This window comes from Serratia sp. HNCC26DJ206, assembly GCF_057180605.1.
Genome location: NZ_JBXUGP010000019.1, coordinates 100,505 through 120,749, shown reverse-complemented (window position 1 = coordinate 120,749; position 20,245 = coordinate 100,505). Strand labels below are relative to the sequence as shown.

At 51.9% G+C, this 20,245-nt stretch carries 18 protein-coding genes; 17 read left to right on the top strand and 1 reads right to left on the bottom strand.

Features of this window, described 5'->3' with window-relative positions; genetic code table 11:
• Positions 1-47: 47 nt before the first annotated feature.
• Entirely contained in the window at positions 48-1,337 is a 1,290-nt protein-coding gene (locus AC2A1E_RS14430; protein WP_459399419.1) for a citrate synthase, read from the bottom strand.
• 635 nt (positions 1,338-1,972) lie between these two features.
• Here AC2A1E_RS14430 and sdhC point away from each other — a divergent pair.
• From sdhC to tolB, 17 genes are all read left to right on the top strand, one after another.
• On the top strand, positions 1,973-2,362 hold the full coding sequence (gene sdhC / locus AC2A1E_RS14425; RefSeq protein WP_337262076.1) for a succinate dehydrogenase cytochrome b556 subunit: 390 nt from the start codon (positions 1,973-1,975) through the stop codon (positions 2,360-2,362).
• Positions 2,356-2,703: a succinate dehydrogenase membrane anchor subunit gene (gene sdhD, locus AC2A1E_RS14420; RefSeq protein ID WP_459399417.1), complete on the top strand. Its 348-nt coding sequence runs from the start codon at positions 2,356-2,358 to the stop codon at positions 2,701-2,703. The genes sdhC and sdhD overlap by 7 nt, the downstream gene beginning before the upstream one ends.
• Positions 2,704-4,470, top strand: coding sequence for a succinate dehydrogenase flavoprotein subunit (gene sdhA, locus AC2A1E_RS14415; RefSeq protein WP_484384325.1), 1,767 nt, complete (start codon positions 2,704-2,706; stop codon positions 4,468-4,470).
• 16 nt (positions 4,471-4,486) lie between these two features.
• Entirely contained in the window at positions 4,487-5,203 is a 717-nt protein-coding gene (locus AC2A1E_RS14410; RefSeq protein ID WP_459399415.1) for a succinate dehydrogenase iron-sulfur subunit, read from the top strand.
• Between the two features lie 279 nt (positions 5,204-5,482).
• Entirely contained in the window at positions 5,483-8,290 is a 2,808-nt protein-coding gene (sucA, locus tag AC2A1E_RS14405; RefSeq protein WP_484384324.1) for a 2-oxoglutarate dehydrogenase E1 component, read from the top strand.
• A 137-nt stretch (positions 8,291-8,427) separates the two neighbouring features.
• The gene (gene odhB / locus AC2A1E_RS14400; RefSeq protein WP_484384323.1) at positions 8,428-9,651 is read left to right on the top strand and encodes a 2-oxoglutarate dehydrogenase complex dihydrolipoyllysine-residue succinyltransferase; all 1,224 of its coding nucleotides are present in this window, start codon (positions 8,428-8,430) and stop codon (positions 9,649-9,651) included.
• A 113-nt stretch (positions 9,652-9,764) separates the two neighbouring features.
• Positions 9,765-10,931, top strand: coding sequence for an ADP-forming succinate--CoA ligase subunit beta (gene sucC, locus AC2A1E_RS14395; RefSeq protein WP_459399412.1), 1,167 nt, complete (start codon positions 9,765-9,767; stop codon positions 10,929-10,931).
• On the top strand, positions 10,931-11,803 hold the full coding sequence (gene sucD, locus AC2A1E_RS14390; RefSeq protein ID WP_484384322.1) for a succinate--CoA ligase subunit alpha: 873 nt from the start codon (positions 10,931-10,933) through the stop codon (positions 11,801-11,803). Before sucC ends, sucD begins: the two co-directional genes overlap by 1 nt.
• 778 nt (positions 11,804-12,581) lie before the next feature.
• Positions 12,582-14,150, top strand: a complete 1,569-nt coding sequence (gene cydA / locus AC2A1E_RS14385; RefSeq protein WP_484384321.1) for a cytochrome ubiquinol oxidase subunit I — start codon at positions 12,582-12,584, stop codon at positions 14,148-14,150.
• A gap of 14 nt (positions 14,151-14,164) precedes the next feature.
• The gene (gene cydB / locus AC2A1E_RS14380; RefSeq protein ID WP_484384320.1) at positions 14,165-15,304 is read left to right on the top strand and encodes a cytochrome d ubiquinol oxidase subunit II; all 1,140 of its coding nucleotides are present in this window, start codon (positions 14,165-14,167) and stop codon (positions 15,302-15,304) included.
• A 17-nt stretch (positions 15,305-15,321) separates the two neighbouring features.
• A complete protein-coding gene (gene cydX / locus AC2A1E_RS14375) occupies positions 15,322-15,435 on the top strand; it encodes a cytochrome bd-I oxidase subunit CydX (protein ID WP_459399408.1) in 114 nt (37 codons plus the stop codon).
• The gene (ybgE, locus tag AC2A1E_RS14370; protein ID WP_484384319.1) at positions 15,435-15,731 is read left to right on the top strand and encodes a cyd operon protein YbgE; all 297 of its coding nucleotides are present in this window, start codon (positions 15,435-15,437) and stop codon (positions 15,729-15,731) included. The genes cydX and ybgE overlap by 1 nt, the downstream gene beginning before the upstream one ends.
• A 131-nt stretch (positions 15,732-15,862) precedes the next feature.
• The gene (ybgC, locus tag AC2A1E_RS14365) at positions 15,863-16,267 is read left to right on the top strand and encodes a tol-pal system-associated acyl-CoA thioesterase (protein ID WP_076940895.1); all 405 of its coding nucleotides are present in this window, start codon (positions 15,863-15,865) and stop codon (positions 16,265-16,267) included.
• Positions 16,264-16,947: a Tol-Pal system protein TolQ gene (gene tolQ / locus AC2A1E_RS14360; protein WP_459399406.1), complete on the top strand. Its 684-nt coding sequence runs from the start codon at positions 16,264-16,266 to the stop codon at positions 16,945-16,947. Before ybgC ends, tolQ begins: the two co-directional genes overlap by 4 nt.
• A gap of 12 nt (positions 16,948-16,959) precedes the next feature.
• Positions 16,960-17,388, top strand: coding sequence for a colicin uptake protein TolR (gene tolR / locus AC2A1E_RS14355; protein ID WP_459399405.1), 429 nt, complete (start codon positions 16,960-16,962; stop codon positions 17,386-17,388).
• A 77-nt stretch (positions 17,389-17,465) separates the two neighbouring features.
• Positions 17,466-18,668: a cell envelope integrity protein TolA gene (gene tolA, locus AC2A1E_RS14350; RefSeq protein WP_484384318.1), complete on the top strand. Its 1,203-nt coding sequence runs from the start codon at positions 17,466-17,468 to the stop codon at positions 18,666-18,668.
• Between the two features lie 255 nt (positions 18,669-18,923).
• Positions 18,924-20,216 carry a Tol-Pal system beta propeller repeat protein TolB gene (tolB, locus tag AC2A1E_RS14345; protein ID WP_473190484.1) on the top strand — a complete coding sequence of 431 codons (1,293 nt, stop codon included), beginning with the start codon at positions 18,924-18,926 and terminating at the stop codon, positions 20,214-20,216.
• Positions 20,217-20,245 lie beyond the last annotated feature (29 nt).

Here is a 20,245-nt window from a genome sequence, read left to right as displayed (position 1 = left end):
CGCCCAGGTTAACGTGGGCGGCCTTGTATCAGCAGAGGTAAATCAGCTTATTTGTTGTTCTGCGATTTGAAATCACGTTCGGCATAACCGGTATACAACTGACGTGGGCGGGCAATCTTGATGCCTTCGTCGTGCATTTCGTTCCAGTGTGCGATCCAGCCGATGGTACGGGCAATGGCGAAGATAACGGTAAACATGGAAGACGGAATACCCATGGCTTTCAGGATGATGCCAGAGTAGAAGTCGACGTTAGGATACAGTTTCTTCTCAATAAAGTACGGGTCGTTCAGCGCGATGTGTTCCAGCTCCATCGCCACTTCCAGCAGGTTGTCGTCTTTCTTGTTCAGTTCTTTCAGCACTTCATGACAGGTTTCACGCATCACGGTAGCGCGCGGATCGTAGTTTTTATACACGCGGTGACCAAAGCCCATCAGACGGAACGAATCGTTCTTGTCTTTGGCGCGCTTGATAAACTCTGGAATGTGCTCAACCGTTTTGATCTCTTCCAGCATCTTCAGCGCGGCTTCGTTAGCGCCGCCGTGCGCTGGCCCCCACAGGGAAGCGATACCGGCCGCGATACAGGCAAACGGGTTAGCGCCGGAAGAACCGGCGGTACGCACGGTAGAGGTTGACGCGTTCTGCTCGTGGTCAGCATGCAGGATCAGAATACGATCCATCGCGCGTTCCAGCACCGGGTTCACCACGTACTCTTCGCATGGCGTGGCAAACATCATACGCAGGAAGTTGCCCGCGTAAGAGAGATCGTTACGCGGATAAACGAAAGGTTGGCCGATAGAGTATTTGTAACACATGGCCGCTACGGTCGGCATTTTGGACAGCAGGCGGAAGGCGGTAATTTCACGGTGACGCTCGTTGTTAACGTCCAGCGCATCGTGATAGAACGCCGCCAGTGCGCCAGTTACGCCGCATAATACCGCCATTGGATGTGAATCACGGCGGAAACCGCGGAACAGATGGGTAATCTGATCGTGGATCATGGTGTGGCGGGTAACGGTGGTTTTGAAGGTCTCAAACTCTTCTTTGGTTGGTGCTTCGCCGTACAGCAGGATGTAGCACACTTCCAGATAAGAAGACTCTTTTGCCAACTGTTCGATAGGGAAGCCGCGGTGTAACAGAATACCTTTGTCACCATCGATAAAGGTGATCTTGGATTCGCAGGAAGCGGTAGAAGTAAAGCCGGGATCAAATGTGAAATAACCCTTGGAACCCAAGGTGCGCACGTCAAGGACGTCAGGGCCTAGTGTTGGGGTGAGTACGCCCAGTTCGATCGTAGCTTCGCCATTGTTGATACTTAGCGTCGCTTTCTTATCAGTCATTTACAGTCTCCTTAGCGCCTTATTTTAAAAACCTCTAACAACTGAAATACCTTAAATCTCGGCAGGTTGCCCGCAATAAAATGGTGCGAACGCTAACTCTGTGAGCGACTGCGCAAATGCGCGGGTTGGGTACAGAGTGCTAACCCGGCGAGCGAGATGGGTTACCAGTTATTAACGATTCTTCGGGATTCGTTATTTTCTATTAATCATTACCTACGACATGTTTGGAATGCTAGCCAGACACACTGTTGCATAACTTAAGCATAGGGGGAAGTGTATCTGTTGAGCGGTAGCCCATCATAGGGTTGATTGCTACCCTATTTGTAATGGAAATGTTGATCTCTTGTCAAATCAGATAATTAATTTAGTGTTAAATGTGAAAATCGTGATCTGAATCACTGTTCGAGGGAAATGTCCCCAAAGGGATTGTATGGGAATTGTAATAAGAATGTGATCCTCCTATACTGCCGCCAGGTCTCCGGATTACCCTGAAGTAGGAGCACCCAGCGTTATAACTACGCGCCGTTTAAGCACAGTGGAAGTCGATGTTTGAGCGCGTGACGTGTAAGGGTTTTGGCTCTTAACGCTGTCTGATCCCCACCCAGGCCCGGAGGAAGGAAAATAATAAGAGCTGTGTGGGCAAAACCGTGAAAAAACAAAGACCTGTCAACCTGGATCTGCAAACGATCCGGTTTCCCGTAACTGCGATAGCGTCCATCTTACACCGAGTCTCTGGCGTAATTACCTTCGTTGCCGTGGGCATTCTTCTCTGGCTGTTGGGCTTGTCTCTCTCTTCTCAAGAGGGCTTCCTGCACGCCGCCTCCATCATGAATAGCTTCTTCGTGAAATTTATCTTCTGGGGGATCCTCACTGCGCTGGCCTATCACATTTGCGGTGGCATTCGTCACTTGTTAATGGATTTTGGCTATATCGAAGAGAGTTTAGCCGCAGGTACCCGTTCTGCCCAAGTGGCGTTCGGTCTGACCGTCGTGCTGTCAATTCTGGCTGGAGTCCTCGTATGGTAAGCAACGTTTCTGCATTAGGGCGTAACGGCGTGCACGATTGGTTGTTGCTGCGTGCTTCCGCGATCATCATTACCCTGTACGTTCTGTATATCTTGGGCTTTGTCGTCACCGCTCCGGATATCACCTATGAAATATGGCGCGGTTTCTTCGCCTCCTCTATTACGAAAGTATTCACCTTGCTGACGTTGCTGTCGATCCTGGTTCACGCCTGGGTTGGGATGTGGCAGGTGCTGACGGACTATATCAAGCCACTGGCATTACGCCTGGTGCTGCAACTGGCGATCGTCGTCGCGTTGCTGGTCTATTTACTGTACGGAACAATCGTAGTGTGGGGTGCTTAAATGAAACTGCCAGTCAGAGAGTTTGATGCAGTTGTTATCGGTGCGGGTGGCGCAGGTATGCGTGCCGCATTGCAGATTTCCCAAGCGGGCTCAACTTGTGCCCTGCTGTCTAAAGTATTCCCGACCCGTTCCCATACCGTGTCTGCACAAGGTGGCATCACCGTAGCCTTGGGCAACAATCACGAAGATAACTGGGAGTGGCACATGTACGATACGGTGAAAGGTTCCGACTACATCGGTGACCAAGATGCCATCGAGTACATGTGTAAAACCGGCCCGGAAGCGATTCTGGAGCTGGAACACATGGGCCTGCCGTTTTCCCGTCTGGATGATGGCCGTATTTATCAGCGCCCATTCGGTGGTCAGTCACTGAATTTCGGTGGCGAACAGGCAGCACGTACCGCAGCAGCTGCGGACCGTACCGGCCACGCCTTGCTGCATACCCTGTATCAGCAGAACCTGAAGAACCATACCACCATCTTCTCTGAGTGGTATGCGCTGGATCTGGTGAAAAACCAGGATGGTGCGGTGGTTGGTACTACCGCTATCTGCATCGAAACCGGTGAAGTGGTGTATTTCAAAGCCAAAGCGACCATATTGGCTACCGGCGGCGCGGGCCGTATTTATCAGTCAACCACCAATGCGCACATCAACACCGGTGACGGTGTCGGTATGGCATTGCGTGCTGGCGTGCCTGTACAGGATATGGAAATGTGGCAGTTCCATCCGACCGGTATCGCCGGTGCGGGTGTCCTGGTGACGGAAGGTTGTCGCGGCGAAGGCGGCTATCTGCTGAACAAGCATGGCGAGCGTTTCATGGAGCGCTATGCGCCTAACGCCAAAGATCTGGCTGGCCGCGATGTGGTCGCCCGTTCAATCATGATTGAGATCCGCGAAGGCCGTGGCTGCGATGGTCCATGGGGCCCACATGCCAAACTGAAATTGGATCACTTGGGCAAAGAGGTGCTGGAATCTCGTCTGCCGGGTATTTTGGAACTGTCTCGTACCTTTGCTCACGTCGATCCGGTGAAAGAGCCGATCCCGGTTATCCCAACCTGTCACTATATGATGGGCGGCATTCCGACCAAAGTGACCGGCCAGGCATTAACCGTGAACGAAAAAGGCGAAGACGTAGTCATTCCAGGGCTGTTCGCTGTCGGTGAAATTGCCTGCGTATCGGTACATGGGGCTAACCGTCTGGGCGGCAACTCGCTGCTGGATCTGGTGGTGTTTGGCCGTGCTGCTGGCATGCATTTGCAAGAGTCACTGATAGAGCAGGGTGAAAGCCGTGACGCCAGCGATTCTGACGTAGAAGCTTCGTTGGAACGCCTAAACCGCTGGAATAGCACCCGTTCAGGTGAAGACCCGGTTGAAATCCGTAAAGCACTGCAATCCTGCATGCAGAACAACTTCTCGGTGTTCCGTGAAGGCGATGCAATGGCCAAAGGGCTGGAAGAACTGAAGGTAATCCGTGAACGTTTGAAGAATGCACGTCTGGATGATACCTCCAGCGAATTCAACACCCAGCGTATCGAATGCCTGGAGTTGGATAACCTGATGGAGACTGCGTATTCCACCGCCGTGTCGGCCAACTTCCGCACTGAGAGCCGTGGCGCACACAGCCGCTTCGACTTCCCGGATCGTGATGATGCCAACTGGCTGTGCCATTCGCTGTATCTGCCGCAATCGGAAAGCATGACGCGTCGTGAAGTGAATATGCAGCCGAAACTGCGTGCGGCATTCCCGCCGAAAGTGCGTTCTTACTAATTGCGGAGCCTGATTGATGAAACTCGAATTTTCTATCTATCGCTATAATCCGGATGTCGACGACGCCCCGCATATGCAGGATTACACCCTGGAAGCGGAAGAAGGCCGAGACATGATGCTGTTGGATGCGTTAATCCAACTGAAGGAAAAAGATCCGACCCTGTCGTTCCGCCGCTCCTGCCGTGAAGGGGTATGCGGTTCAGACGGTATCAACATGAACGGTAAAAATGGCCTGGCCTGTATCACGCCGATCTCGTCGCTGCGCAAAGGCAACAACAAGATTGTGATCCGCCCATTGCCAGGGTTACCGGTAGTGCGCGATCTGGTGGTGGATATGGGGCAGTTCTATGCCCAATATGAAAAAATTAAGCCGTTCTTATTGAACGATGGTAAGAATCCCCCGGCGCGCGAGCACCTGCAGTCGCCAGATCAGCGGGCTAAACTGGATGGTTTGTACGAATGTATCCTGTGCGCCTGTTGCTCAACCTCTTGCCCATCATTCTGGTGGAACCCTGACAAGTTTGTTGGCCCGGCAGGTCTGTTGGCAGCGTACCGCTTCCTGATCGACAGCCGTGATACGGAAACTGAAGCACGTTTGGATGATCTGAACGACGCTTTCAGTGTTTTCCGCTGCCATAGCATTATGAATTGTGTCAGTGTATGCCCTAAGAGCTTGAATCCGACGCGTGCAATTGGCCATATTAAGTCTATGCTGCTGCAACGCGGCGCATAAACGGAATGAGATGCTGCGCCGGGCACTTTTCCGGCGCACATTCTAAGAGAGGGAGCCTCTAAAAACTGATGCGTGATTGTCGTTTTAGGCAGTCAGGCTAGTCCCGCCGGTTTTTAGAGGTTCCTTGAAAGGGGCCGCAAGGTCCAAAACAGAACGTGCATTTAAGCTGTATCAGGTTATAAGCACGTCGAGTGAACCGTTTTTACGGCAAACCGTACCATCACGGTAATTATGTTAACCACGGCGAAAACTGAAGCTTTAAAAGCTTAAGGGATCATAATGCAGAACGGCGCAATGAAGGCCTGGCTGGATTCCTCCTATCTGGCGGGCGCGAACCAGTCCTACATAGAGCAGCTCTATGAAGACTTTTTAACCGATCCGAGTTCCGTTGAAGATAGCTGGCGTTCCATTTTTCAACAGCTACCAACCACGGGTGTTAAACCCGATCAGCTCCACTCCCAAACGCGAGATTACTTCCGCCGCCTGGCGAAAGATTCTGCACGTTACAACACCACCATTAACGATCCTGAAACCGATGCCAAACAGGTCAAGGTATTGCAACTGATCAACGCCTTCCGTTTCCGCGGGCATCAGCATGCGAACCTCGATCCACTCGGCCTGTGGAAACAGGAACGTGTTCCCGATCTTGGTCTTGCCTATCACAACCTGAGTGAAGCCGACTTCCAGGAAACCTTCAACGTGGGTTCTTTTGCCATTGGTAAAGAAACCATGAAGTTAGGCGATCTGTATAGCGCGCTGAAGCAGACTTATTGTGGTTCTATCGGTGCAGAGTATATGCACATTACCAATACCGAAGAAAAACGCTGGATCCAGCAGCGCATTGAATCGGTAGTGGGGCAGGCCAGTTTCACCATAGACGAGAAGCGCCGCTTCTTGAACGAACTGACGGCAGCCGAAGGGCTGGAACGTTATCTCGGTGCTAAATTCCCAGGGGCGAAACGCTTCTCGCTGGAAGGTGGCGATGCATTGGTGCCAATGCTGAAAGAGATGATTCGTCATGCAGGTAAAAACGGTACCCGTGAAGTGGTGCTGGGCATGGCCCACCGTGGCCGTCTGAACGTGCTGATCAACGTGCTGGGTAAAAAACCCGCCGATCTGTTCGACGAGTTTGCCGGTAAGCATAAAGAACATCTGGGCACCGGTGACGTGAAATATCACCAAGGCTTCTCTTCTGATGTTGAAACGGAAGGCGGCATGGTTCACTTGGCGCTGGCATTCAACCCATCACATCTGGAGATAGTCAGCCCGGTAGTGATGGGCTCTGTGCGTGCCCGTCGCGATCGTCTGGACGAAGCGCGCAGCAATATGGTGCTGCCAATCACCATTCACGGTGATGCTGCTATTACCGGCCAGGGTGTAGTTCAGGAAACCCTGAACATGTCTCAGGCACGTGGCTATGAAGTCGGTGGTACGGTACGTATCGTCATTAACAACCAGGTTGGTTTCACTACTTCCAATCCGTTGGATGCACGTTCCACCCAATACTGTACTGACATTGCCAAGATGGTACAGGCACCGATCTTCCATGTGAATGCTGACGATCCAGAAGCCGTGGCGTTTGTTACCCGCCTGGCGTTGGATTTCCGTAACACCTTTAAACGTGACGTTATGATCGATTTGGTCTGTTACCGTCGCCATGGGCATAACGAGGCCGATGAGCCAAGTGCAACCCAGCCGGTGATGTACCAGAAGATCAAAAAACACCCTACGCCACGCAAGATTTACGCTGACGTTCTGACTAGCCAGAACATTGCCAGCCTGGAAGATGCCACGGAAATGGTCAACCTGTATCGCGATGCTCTCGATCGTGGTGATTGTGTGGTTGAAGAATGGCGTCCGATGAACCTGCACTCCTTTACCTGGTCACCGTATCTGAACCATGAGTGGGACGAAGAGTACCCAAGCAAGGTTGATATGAAGCGCCTGCAGGAACTGGCACGTCGTATCAGTACCGTACCTGAAGCGATTGAGATGCAGTCACGCGTAGCGAAAATCTACGGTGATCGTGCCGAGATGGCTGCGGGTAATAAAGCATTCGACTGGGGCGCGGCTGAAACGCTGGCTTATGCCACGATGGCAGACGAAGGCATCCCAATCCGTATCTCTGGTGAAGATGCGGGGCGTGGCACCTTCTTCCATCGCCATGCTGTGGTGCACAACCAGAAAAATGGTTCAGTTTATGTTCCATTGGCTAACATTCATAGCGGGCAGGGTGAGTTCAAAGTTTGGGACTCCGTACTGTCTGAAGAAGCCGTTTTGGCGTTCGAATACGGTTATGCCACTGCTGAGCCACGTACTCTGACCATCTGGGAAGCACAATTCGGCGACTTCGCCAACGGTGCGCAGGTGGTAATCGACCAGTTCATCAGTTCTGGTGAGCAGAAATGGGGTCGGATGTGTGGCCTGGTGATGCTATTACCACACGGTTACGAAGGCCAAGGGCCAGAGCACTCCTCTGCGCGCCTGGAGCGTTATTTGCAACTGTGTGCCGAGCAGAATATGCAGGTATGTATCCCGTCCACGCCTGCACAGGTTTACCATATGCTGCGTCGTCAGGCGTTGCGTGGTATGCGCCGTCCGTTGGTGGTGATGTCACCTAAGTCTCTGCTGCGTCATCCGCTGGCGACTTCTTCTCTTGAGGAACTGGCGAACGGCACTTTCCAACCGGCTATCGGTGAAATCGACGAGCTGGATCCGCAGGCGGTGAAACGCGTAGTACTGTGTTCCGGTAAAGTTTATTACGATCTGCTGGAACAGCGCCGCAAGAATGACCAGAAAGACGTCGCGATCGTCCGTATTGAGCAGCTGTATCCATTCCCGCATCAGGCAGTTCAGGCGGTGCTGGAGCAGTATGCCCATGTGCATGATTTCGTCTGGTGTCAGGAAGAGCCGCTGAACCAGGGCGCTTGGTATTGCAGCCAGCATAACTTCCGTGAAGTGATCCCATTTGGGGCTTCTTTGCGTTACGCCGGACGTCCGGCCTCTGCCTCTCCGGCGGTTGGCTATCTGTCCGTACACCAGAAGCAGCAGCAGGCTCTGGTGAATGACGCGTTGAATATTGATTAGTATCCCTAGATTTCAGGGTGTAGCAAGGCGGTAACTGAATGACTCCCCAGGCGCTTCGAATATAAGTGGCTGGGGAGAGAACAGCCAACCCCGCGACAGCTTGAAAGACGAAGGGTAAAAACTTAAGGGAAAGCTTAATGAGTAGCGTAGATATTCTGGTTCCTGACCTTCCTGAATCGGTTGCTGATGCGGCCGTGGCCACTTGGCATAAAAAACCAGGTGATGTGGTAAACCGTGATGAAGTTCTGGTTGAGATCGAAACCGACAAAGTGGTGTTGGAAGTACCAGCCAGCGAAGCGGGGATCCTCGATGCGATTCTGGAAGATGAGGGCGCAACCGTAACCTCCCGCCAGATAATCGGCCGTATCCGCCCGGGCGATAGCTCTGGTAAACCGACCGAAGAGAAAACGCAGAGCAAAGAAGCTACCCCGGCACAGCGCGCCACCGCTAGCCTGGAAGAAGAAAACAACGACACACTCAGCCCGGCGATCCGCCGCCTGATTGCTGAGCATGAGCTTGATGCTGCGGCGATCAAAGGCAGTGGTGTGGGTGGCCGTATCACTCGTGAAGACGTGGAAGCACATCTGGCTGGTAGCAAGAAAGCAGATAAACCTGCTGCTGTTTCTGCGCCAGACGCTGCACCGCAGCCTGCTCTGAGCAGCCGCAGTGAGAAACGTGTGCCGATGACTCGCCTGCGTAAACGTGTGGCCGAGCGCCTGTTGGAAGCGAAGAACAGCACCGCAATGCTGACCACCTTCAACGAAATCAACATGCAGCCGATCATGGATCTGCGTAAGCAATACGGCGAAGCTTTCGAAAAACGCCATGGTGTACGCTTGGGCTTCATGTCCTTCTACATCAAAGCGGTAGTCGAGGCTCTTAAACGCTTCCCTGAAGTGAATGCTTCTATCGATGGTACCGATGTGGTTTACCACAACTACTTCGACATCAGCATCGCGGTATCTACCCCACGTGGTCTGGTGACTCCAGTGCTGCGTGATGTTGACACCATGAGCATGGCGGACATCGAGAAGAGAATCAAAGAGCTGGCGGTCAAAGGCCGTGACGGTAAATTGACGGTGGAAGAGCTGACCGGCGGTAACTTTACCATTACCAACGGTGGCGTATTTGGTTCACTGATGTCTACCCCGATCATCAACCCACCGCAGAGCGCCATCTTGGGCATGCACGCCATCAAAGATCGCCCGATGGCGGTTAATGGTCAGGTTGTGATTCAGCCGATGATGTATCTGGCACTGTCTTACGATCACCGCTTGATCGATGGCCGCGAGTCCGTGGGTTATCTGGTGACGGTCAAAGAGATGCTGGAAGATCCTGCTCGCCTGCTGTTAGACGTTTAATTCCTGCTAGGGTGCGGTAATTACCGCACCCACACTCTGTGCTATGTGGCCTGCGCTTAGATCGCTTGAAGATGACAGGCTAAAACTTTTCAGACCTGAATGGATAGAACATCATGAATTTACACGAATATCAGGCAAAACAACTGTTTGCTCGGTATGGTATGCCGGCACCAACCGGTTATGCCTGTACCACACCGCGTGAAGCAGAAGAAGCCGCATCTAAAATCGGCTCCGGCCCGTGGGTGGTGAAATGTCAGGTTCATGCTGGCGGCCGCGGTAAAGCTGGCGGCGTTAAAGTTGTTAACAGCAAAGAAGACATTCGTGCTTTTGCTGAAGCCTGGTTGGGCAAGCGTCTGGTGACTTACCAGACGGATGCGCTGGGTCAGCCGGTTCACCAGATCCTGGTGGAAGCGGCAACTGACATCGACAAAGAATTGTATCTGGGTGCCGTGGTTGATCGCGCAAGCCGTCGCGTAGTGTTCATGGCTTCTACTGAAGGTGGTGTTGAGATTGAGAAAGTTGCGGAAGAAACGCCGGAACTGATCCACAAAATGACCATCGATCCACTGGCCGGGCCACAGCCTTACCAAGGCCGTGAACTGGCGTTCAAACTGGGTCTGACCGGTAAGCAAGTCAGCCAGTTCGCCAAGATCTTCATGGGATTGGCAACACTGTTTCTGGAGCGCGATCTGGCGATGGTTGAGATTAACCCGCTGGTGATCACCAAGCAGGGTGATTTGATCTGCCTGGATGGCAAACTGGGCGCTGATGGTAATGCGTTGTTCCGCCAGCCTGAACTGCGTGAAATGCGCGATCCTTCTCAGGAAGATGAGCGTGAGTCCCGTGCGGCTCAGTGGGAGCTTAACTATGTTGCCCTCGACGGTAACATCGGTTGCATGGTGAACGGTGCCGGTTTGGCCATGGGTACCATGGACATCGTAAAACTGCACGGTGGTGAACCAGCCAACTTCCTGGACGTGGGCGGTGGTGCGACCAAAGAGCGCGTAACCGAAGCGTTTAAAATCATTCTGTCTGACGACAAAGTGAAAGCGGTTCTGGTTAACATTTTCGGTGGTATCGTGCGTTGCGACCTGATCGCCGACGGTATCATTGGTGCCGTTGCTGAAGTCGGGGTTAACGTCCCGGTAGTGGTGCGTCTGGAAGGGAACAACGCCGAACTGGGCGCCAAGAAACTGGCGGACAGCGGTTTGAATATCATTGCTGCGACCAGCCTGACTGATGCGGCTCAGCAAGTTGTTGCGGCAGTGGAGGGTAAATAATGTCCATTTTAATTGATAAGAACACCAAAGTCATTTGCCAGGGTTTCACTGGTAGCCAAGGGTCCTTCCACTCCGAACAGGCTATCGCTTATGGCACTAAAATGGTCGGCGGTGTGACGCCGGGTAAAGGCGGTACCGTACATCTGGGTCTGCCGGTGTTCAACACCGTGCGTGAAGCGGTTGAAGCGACCGGTGCAACTGCCTCGGTGATCTATGTTCCAGCTCCGTTCTGCAAAGATTCCATTCTGGAAGCGATCGAGGCAGGCATTAAGCTGATCATCACCATTACTGAAGGTATCCCAACGCTGGATATGCTGACGGTGAAAGTGAAGCTGGATGAAGCTGGTGTACGCATGATCGGCCCTAACTGCCCAGGTGTGATCACCCCGGGCGCATGCAAAATCGGTATCATGCCGGGCCATATCCATCTGCCAGGCAAAGTGGGTATCGTTTCCCGCTCAGGCACACTGACCTATGAAGCGGTGAAGCAAACTACTGATGCGGGTCTGGGCCAATCAACCTGCGTAGGTATTGGTGGTGACCCGATCCCAGGTTCCAACTTTATCGACATTCTGAAGATGTTCCAGCAAGATCCGCAGACTGAAGCGATTGTGATGATCGGCGAGATCGGCGGTAGCGCTGAAGAAGAAGCGGCTGCTTATATCAAAGATCACGTGACCAAGCCGGTTGTCGGTTACATCGCCGGTGTTACCGCGCCTAAAGGCAAGCGTATGGGCCATGCGGGAGCCATCATTGCTGGCGGTAAAGGTACTGCGGATGAGAAGTTCGCGGCGCTGGAAGCGGCAGGGGTCAAAACCGTGCGCAGCCTGGCTGACATCGGTGACGCAGTGAAAGCCGTATTGAATCGCTGATATTTCACGATAAGAATAGTATCTCGACATGTTTGGCCACCCTTTTGGGTGGCTTTTTTATCCCTTGAATTATCGCTCACAACGCACCCAACAATGAGGTTCTTGACGTTAATCGGGGGCTTTTCTGTCGCCAAAACTATGTATTTGCGGGATTTGCGATCCACCTCTCAACATAGTCTCAGATTAATTAACCTGAAGCTGATTTGTGAGTTAACTCACTGCAATTATTTATTGGAAATAAAAAGTTAATATATTTCGAATGAAAATCTTCACTTAATACAATCGTGGTTATTTTAAATTACATTTATTTAACACAAAAATATCAATAAAAAACAATTAAACTATTATGCAACATGCTTCCAGGAAAATTACGCGAAAACATGTGATAGAACCTGGAAATAATATGCAGATAGGCTTAAATTGTTCTAGATCAAAATAAGCTGAAATACCTCTTTTGGCTTCTTTTTGACCTGTCGCCAAAAGTCTAAGCCACGTCACGTAAAAACCTATTTATTGTATGGGATTTGGCGAGTATCATGCCATTGTGTAATTAGGGATGGTTGATCTTGTTGCATTTGTTACCCGCTGTCGGTTTTCATAGGTGCATTTTGCTACCGGCTACTGTGGTCAGGCTGTGAATGTGCGATTGAAAGCAGAGGGGCTGGATCAAATTTGTTGTTTTTAAGGGCATTCACTGCGGGGCGTTACCGGTTACTCTTTACGGAGTCGTACCGATAGCCGCAAGTCGGAGTCTTCCTGCCAGGAGCAAGGAGTCAAGATGTTTGATATTGTCGAACTGTCGCGCTTACAGTTTGCCTTAACGGCGATGTACCATTTTCTATTTGTTCCATTAACGCTTGGTATGGCGTTTTTGTTAGCAATTATGGAAACGGTATATGTGCTGTCTGGCAAACAAATTTATAAAGATATGACCAAATTCTGGGGCAAGTTATTTGCAATTAACTTTGCTCTGGGTGTGGCCACTGGTTTGACCATGGAGTTCCAGTTCGGGACTAACTGGTCATACTTCTCTCACTACGTCGGTGATATCTTCGGGGCCCCGCTGGCCATCGAAGGTCTGATGGCGTTCTTCCTGGAATCAACGCTGGTCGGCCTGTTCTTCTTCGGCTGGGATCGTCTAAGCAAAGTACAGCACCTGACGGTAACCTGGTTTGTGGCTCTTGGTTCAAACCTGTCCGCTCTGTGGATCCTGGTTGCCAACGGCTGGATGCAGAACCCGATTGCTTCTGATTTCAACTTCGAAACCATGCGTATGGAGATGGTCAGCTTCTCCCAACTGGTACTCAACCCGGTTGCACAGGTGAAGTTTGTTCACACCGTGGCTTCAGGTTACACCACGGGTGCCATGTTCATTCTGGGGATCAGCTCTTACTATCTGCTGAAAGGTCGCGATATTGCGTTTGCTAAACGCTCCTTTGCCATTGCTGCCAGCTTTGGTATGGCTGCGATCCTTTCCGTTATCGTACTGGGTGATGAATCTGGCTACGAAATGGGTGACGTGCAGAGAACCAAACTGGCTGCTATCGAAGCCGAATGGGATACTCAACCGGCACCGGCGGCATTTACTCTGTTCGGTATTCCGAATCAGGAGCGAATGGAAAACTCCTTTGCTATTCAGATCCCATGGGCGCTCGGCCTGATTGCTACCCGTTCCATTGATACCCCGGTTATCGGTTTGCGGGATTTGATGGTTCAGCACCAGGTTCGTATCCGTAACGGTATGAAGGCATACCAGTTGCTGGAAAGCCTGCGTAGTGGCAATACCGATCCGGCTGTACGTGCTGAATTCAATAACATCAAGCAGGACTTGGGTTATGGTCTGTTGCTGAAGCGTTATACCGAAAACGTTACCGACGCGACAGAAGCGCAGATCCAGCAGGCAACCAACGATTCAATTCCACGTGTTGCTCCGCTGTATTTCGCCTTCCGTATCATGGTGGCCTGTGGCGTGATCATGCTGTTCATTATCGGCATGTCGTTCTGGAGCGTATTGCGTGGCCGTATCGGTGAGAAGAAATGGCTGCATCGCGCAGCGCTGTACGGCATTCCATTACCTTGGATTGCAGTAGAAGCAGGCTGGTTCGTGGCAGAGTATGGTCGTCAGCCGTGGGCGATAGGTGAGGTACTGCCAACCGCAGTCGCCACCTCTTCGTTGACCGTAGGCGATATACTGTTCTCGATGGGGCTGATTTGCGGCTTGTACACCCTGTTCCTGGTGGCTGAAATGTACCTGATGTTCAAGTTTGCGCGTCTGGGTCCAAGTAGCCTGAAAACTGGCCGCTATCATTTTGAACAACCGACTGCCACCGTGCAGGAAGCGCGCTAAACAGGAGTCCACTTATGTTTGATTATGAAGTACTACGATTTATCTGGTGGGTTCTGGTTGGCGTATTGCTGATCGGCTTCGCAGTCACGGATGGTTTTGACATGGGCGTCGGTATCCTGATGCCTGTCATCACCAAAAACGATACTGAACGCCGGATAATGATCAACTCCATTGCCCCGCATTGGGATGGTAACCAGGTGTGGCTGATCACCGCCGGGGGCGCGCTGTTTGCCGCTTGGCCGATGGTTTACGCCGCTGCGTTCTCGGGCTTTTATATAGCCATGATCCTGGTGTTGGCTGCGTTGTTCTTCCGCCCGGTCGGTTTTGACTACCGTTCGAAGCTGGAAAACAGCCGCTGGCGTAATATGTGGGACTGGGGCATCTTTATTGGCAGTTTCGTGCCTGCCGTGGTATTCGGTGTGGCGTTCGGTAACCTGCTGCAAGGGGTTCCGTTCCACGTTAACGAATATCTGCGCCTGTTCTACACTGGCAACTTCTTCCAACTGCTTAACCCGTTCGCGCTGTTGGCTGGGATTGTCAGCCTGACGATGCTGGTAAGCCAAGGTGCAACCTATCTGCAGATGCGTACCACGGGTGAACTCCACCTGCGTTCACGTGCTGCGGCACAGATTGCGACTCTGGTGATGGCAGTCTGCTTCTTGCTGGCCGGTGTATGGCTGGTGAAAGGTATTGATGGCTTTGTGGTGACCTCAGTTCTGGATACTGCGGCGGAATCCAACCCGTTGCGTAAAGAAGTGGCTCATCAGGCAGGTGCCTGGCTGATCAACTACAACAAGTATCCGATTCTGTGGGCGTTACCGGCGCTTGGCGTGGTCTTGCCATTGTTCACCATCCTGTTCTCCCGTTTGGAGAAAGGGGCTATGGCATTCCTGACTTCATCGCTGACAATTGCTTGTGTGATCTTGACGGCCGGGGTAACCATGTTCCCATTCGTTATGCCTTCGAGCACTATGCCTAACGTCAGCCTGACTATGTGGGATGCGACTTCCAGTCTGCTGACGTTGAAAGTGATGACCATTGTGGCGATTATCTTCGTGCCAATTGTTCTGGCGTACACCTGCTGGTCGTACTACAAAATGTTTGGGCGCTTGGATAAGAAGTTCATCGAAAACAACAAGCATTCACTGTACTAAGCAAAAGGAGCTAACCCATGTGGTATTTTGCCTGGATCCTCGGAACGCTTCTTGCCTGTGCCTTCGGTATCATTACGGCCCTGGCGCTTGAGCACATTGAAGATTCGCAAGCACAGCAAGACAGTAAGTAATGAGTTTATCGCTCACTGATAAGCTGTACGCTATCACTGACAAGGGCCCGATTCGGGCCCTTTCATTGGTGCTGGCGTTGATTTTAGCGGGATGTATATTCTGGGATCCTAGCCGTTTTGCGGCGCGCACCAGTTCGTTGGAGATTTGGCAGGGTATCTTGCTGATATGGGCGGTGTGTGCGGGCATGGTTCACGGCGTCGGTTTCCGGCCTCAGAAGATGTTCTGGCGTGCATTTTTTGCGCCATTACCTGCAATTGTGATCCTGGCCGCAGGATTACTTTACGTTTCTTTATAATCTGCAGCATATCCGCTTGTTATGGGTCATTCAGGCCCATAATTATTTTCATTCCCATCCTGTAACCCATTCCCAACCCGATCTGTCTTGCGTATAGTAGCAACGTTAAATTGCATTGGCTTGGAAGTATCGTGAGTAATACGTTGTTTCGATGGCCGGTTCGTGTCTATTACGAAGACACCGATGCCGGCGGTGTGGTTTACCATGCCCGCTACGTCGCCTTTTACGAAAGAGCGCGCACAGAGATGCTGCGTCAGCATAACTTTCATCAACAGCAGCTGCTCAGTGAACATGTCGCTTTTGCTGTCCGGCGCATGACGGTAGATTATCTGTTACCAGCTCGTCTCGATGATCTGCTGGAAGTACAGAGTGAAATCACCTCAATGCGTGGGGCCTCTCTCACGTTTGCTCAACGCATTGTCAATTCTGACGGTACTCTTTTGAGTCAGGCCGATGTGTTGATTGCATGCATTGATCCACACCAAATGAAGCCGATAGCGCTTCCTAAGTCTATTGTCGCGGAGTTTAAGCAGTGACTGACATGAACATCCTAGATTTATTCTTGAAGGCAAGCCTGCTGGTTAAGCTTATCATGTTGATTCTGATAGGCTTCTCAGTTGCCTCTTGGGCTATTATCATCCAGCGTACCCGCATTTTGAATGCGGCCACGCGGGATGCCGAAGCCTTCGAAGACAAGTTCTGGTCCGGTATTGAGCTTTCCCGTTTGTATCAGGAAAGCCAGGCGCGCCGCGATAGCCTGATGGGCTCGGAACAAATTTTCCATTCTGGTTTTAAAGAGTTTGCCCGTTTGCACCGTGCTAACAGTCACGCACCGGAGTCGGTGATCGAAGGAGCGTCACGTGCGATGCGTATTTCGATGAATCGCGAACTGGAAACTCTGGAAACTCACATTCCTTTCCTCGGCACTGTCGGTTCCATCAGCCCGTATATCGGCCTGTTTGGTACCGTGTGGGGGATTATGCATGCCTTTATTGCCTTGGGCGCAGTCAAACAAGCCACGTTGCAGATGGTGGCGCCGGGTATCGCTGAAGCGTTGATCGCCACCGCGATTGGCCTGTTTGCCGCGATCCCTGCCGTTATGGCTTACAACCGCCTCAACCAGCGTGTTAACAAGCTTGAGCAGAATTACGACAACTTTATGGAAGAGTTCACCGCTATTCTGCATCGTCAGGCCTTCTCCAGCGACAGCAAATAAGTAGGAGGTAGCATGGCGAAAGTTCGTGGTCGTAACCGTCGTGAGCTGAAGTCGGAAATCAATATTGTTCCGCTGTTGGACGTGCTTTTGGTGTTGTTACTGATTTTTATGGCAACCGCACCGATTATCACCCAAAGCGTTGAGGTTGATTTGCCTGACGCCACGGACTCCAAAACGGTGTCCAGCGACGATAATCCGCCGGTGATTCTAGAAGTCTCCGGCGTGGGCCAGTACACCTTGGTGGTGGATCATAATCGCATGGAACTGTTGCCGCCTGAACAGGTTGCGGCTGAAGCGCGGTCGCGTTTGGCGGCGAATCCGAAGACGGTCTTCTTGATCGGTGGGGCAAAGGAAGTACCCTATGATGAGATTATCAAGGCATTGAATATTCTCCATCAGGCGGGCGTAGCTTCCGTGGGGCTGATGACCCAGCCAATCTGACCGTAAGGTGAGAGGCAACCCGGTTTCTGCCGATGGGGCAGAAACCCCGTTTAAGCACCAGTTTTTGGGACTCTATTTTGGTAAAGGCAACTGAGCAAAACGATAAGCTGAACCGCGCCGTTATTGTTTCGGTGGTTCTGCACATCATATTGATTGCCCTGTTGATTTGGGGATCGCTGCAAGAGAACGCCGAAATGAGTGCTGGCGGTGGCGGCGACGGTTCCGTCGTCGGTGCAGTGATGGTCGATCCTGGGGCGGTGGTGGAGCAGTACAATCGCCAGCAGCAGCAGAGCAGCGATGCACAACGTGCCGAAAAGCAACGTCAGAAGAAGGCGGAGCAACAGGCAGAAGAACTGCAGCAGAAACAGGCTGCGGAACAACAGCGCTTGAAAGAGCTTGAACAGGCACGCTTGGCTGCGCAGGAAAAAGCGGCGCAGGATGCCAAAGCGCAGTCAGAACAGCAGAAGAAAGCAGCCGAACAGCAACAACAGGCGGCTGAGCAGCAGAAAGCGGCTGAAGTTGCAGCGGCTAAGGCTAAAGAACAACAGAAAGCGGCTGAACAAGCTGCGGCAAAAGCCAAAGCCGAGGCAGATAAAATAGCCAAGGCCCAGGCAGACGCACAGAAGAAAGCAGAAGCGGAAGCCAAGAAAGAAGCTGCCGCCGCCGCGGCCGCTAAGAAGCAGGCGGAAGAGGCGAAGAAAGAGGCTGCCGCCGCAGCTGAACAGAAAGCGGCTGAAGCCGCCGAGAAAAAAGCTGCTGCTGATGCCGAGAAGAAAGCGGCAGCAGAGGAAGCGAAAAAAGCCGCTGCTGCTGAGAAGGCGGCTGAAGCCAAGAAAGCGGCAGATGCCAAGAAGAAGGCAGCGGCAGAGGCGGCTAAGCAGTCTGCTGACGTGGACAACTTGTTTGGTGATTTGGCGGATGGTAAAAACGCGCCGAAAGGTGGCGGTGCCAAAGCAAAAGGCGACGGCAAACCAGCAGGGCAGGGTAATGCCAAAACTGCGGGGGCAAGTGGTGCAGATTTGGACAGCTATGGTAGCCAGATACAGAATGCCGTAAAGAATAAATTCTATGATTGGGCTTCATATAAGGGGCGTACCTGTACATTGAGAATCAATCTAGCTCCTGATGGCTTAGTGATTGATGCAAAAATTGAGGGGGGTGATCCAGCACTTTGCCAAGCAGCTTTAGTGGCAGCTCGGCAGGCGAAAATACCTAAGCCGCCAAGTAAAGAAGTGTACGAGGCGTTTAAGAATGCACCCATTGACTTTAAACCTCAGTAACTATTTATCAGGACGTGTATGGAGCGTTTAAGAATGCTCCTCTTACATTTAAGCCACAGTAATGGTTGTTATAACTGAGTAAAACGCAAGGATGTACTAAGGTAACCAACAGGGATTTTTACCCATTGTTTCTCAGTTTGCAGTGTTGTTGGCTGAAAGTTCTGGATCCTTTGGGTAAACGTAGTTTTGTTTGCGTTGGTTTGTTAAAATTCTGCTAATTTATCGCGGGCATCCTGCCTGGATAAGGGAGATGAGATGAAGCAGGCATTTCGAGTAATGTTAGGTTTGTTAGTCCTGTGGGCATCCGTGCTGCACGCGGAAGTTCGCATTGAAATCACCCAAGGGGTCGACTCTGCTCGCCCGATTGGTGTGGTGCCATTTAAATGGGCGGGTCCAGGCACGCCTCCAGAAGATATTGGCCAGATTGTTGGCGCAGATTTACGCAACAGCGGCAAATTCAACCCTATTGATGTGGCACGTATGCCGCAGCAACCGAGCACTGCGTCTGAAGTGACGCCAGCGGCTTGGACTGCGTTGGGTATCGATGCTGTCGTTGTCGGTCAGGTGCAACCTGGCGCTGATGGCAGCTATCTGATCTCCTACCAACTGGTAGATACCTCAGGTTCTCCGGGCACCGTTCTGGCACAAAACCAGTATAAAGTGACCAAGCAATGGTTACGTTATTCTGCCCATACCGCCAGTGATGAAGTGTTTGAAAAGCTGACCGGTATCAAAGGTGCGTTCCGTACCCGTATCGCTTATGTGGTGCAGACCAACGGTGGGCAATTCCCGTATGAGGTGCGTGTATCAGACTATGATGGTTTTAATACGTTCGTAGTGCACCGCTCACCAGAGCCATTAATGTCACCAGCCTGGTCACCAGATGGTAGCAAACTGGCTTATGTGACCTTTGAAAGTGGCCGTTCAGCGCTGGTTATCCAGACTCTGGCTAACGGTGCTATCCAACAGGTCGCATCTTTCCCACGTCATAACGGTGCCCCTGCATTCTCACCAGACGGCAGCCGCCTGGCATTTGCTCTCTCCAAGAGCGGTAGCCTGCATCTGTATGTGATGAACCTGGGTTCTGGCCAGATCAGCCAGATCACCGATGGCCGCAGCAACAACACCGAACCTAGTTGGTTCCCTGATGGTCAATCTCTGGCGTATACCTCCGATCAGGGCGGGCGTCCTCAGATTTATAAAATCAGTGCAAGCGGCGGTGCTCCACAACGCCTGACTTGGGAAGGTGCTCAGAATCAGAACTCTGATGTGAGCCCGGATGGCAAGTTCCTGGTGATGGTGAGTTCCAACAGTGGTGCTCAGCATATCGCCAAACAAGATCTTACTTCGGGAGCGGTTCAAGTATTAACGAACACACAACTGGATGAAACACCAAGTATCGCACCAAACGGTACCATGGTGATCTATAGCTCCACGCAAGGTATGGGCTCCGTCCTGCAGTTGGTATCGACTGATGGGCGTTTCAAAGCGCGTCTTCCGGCAACCGATGGACAGGTCAAATCACCTGCCTGGTCGCCGTATCTGTGATGCATGTGTAAAATATGTATAGCAAACTA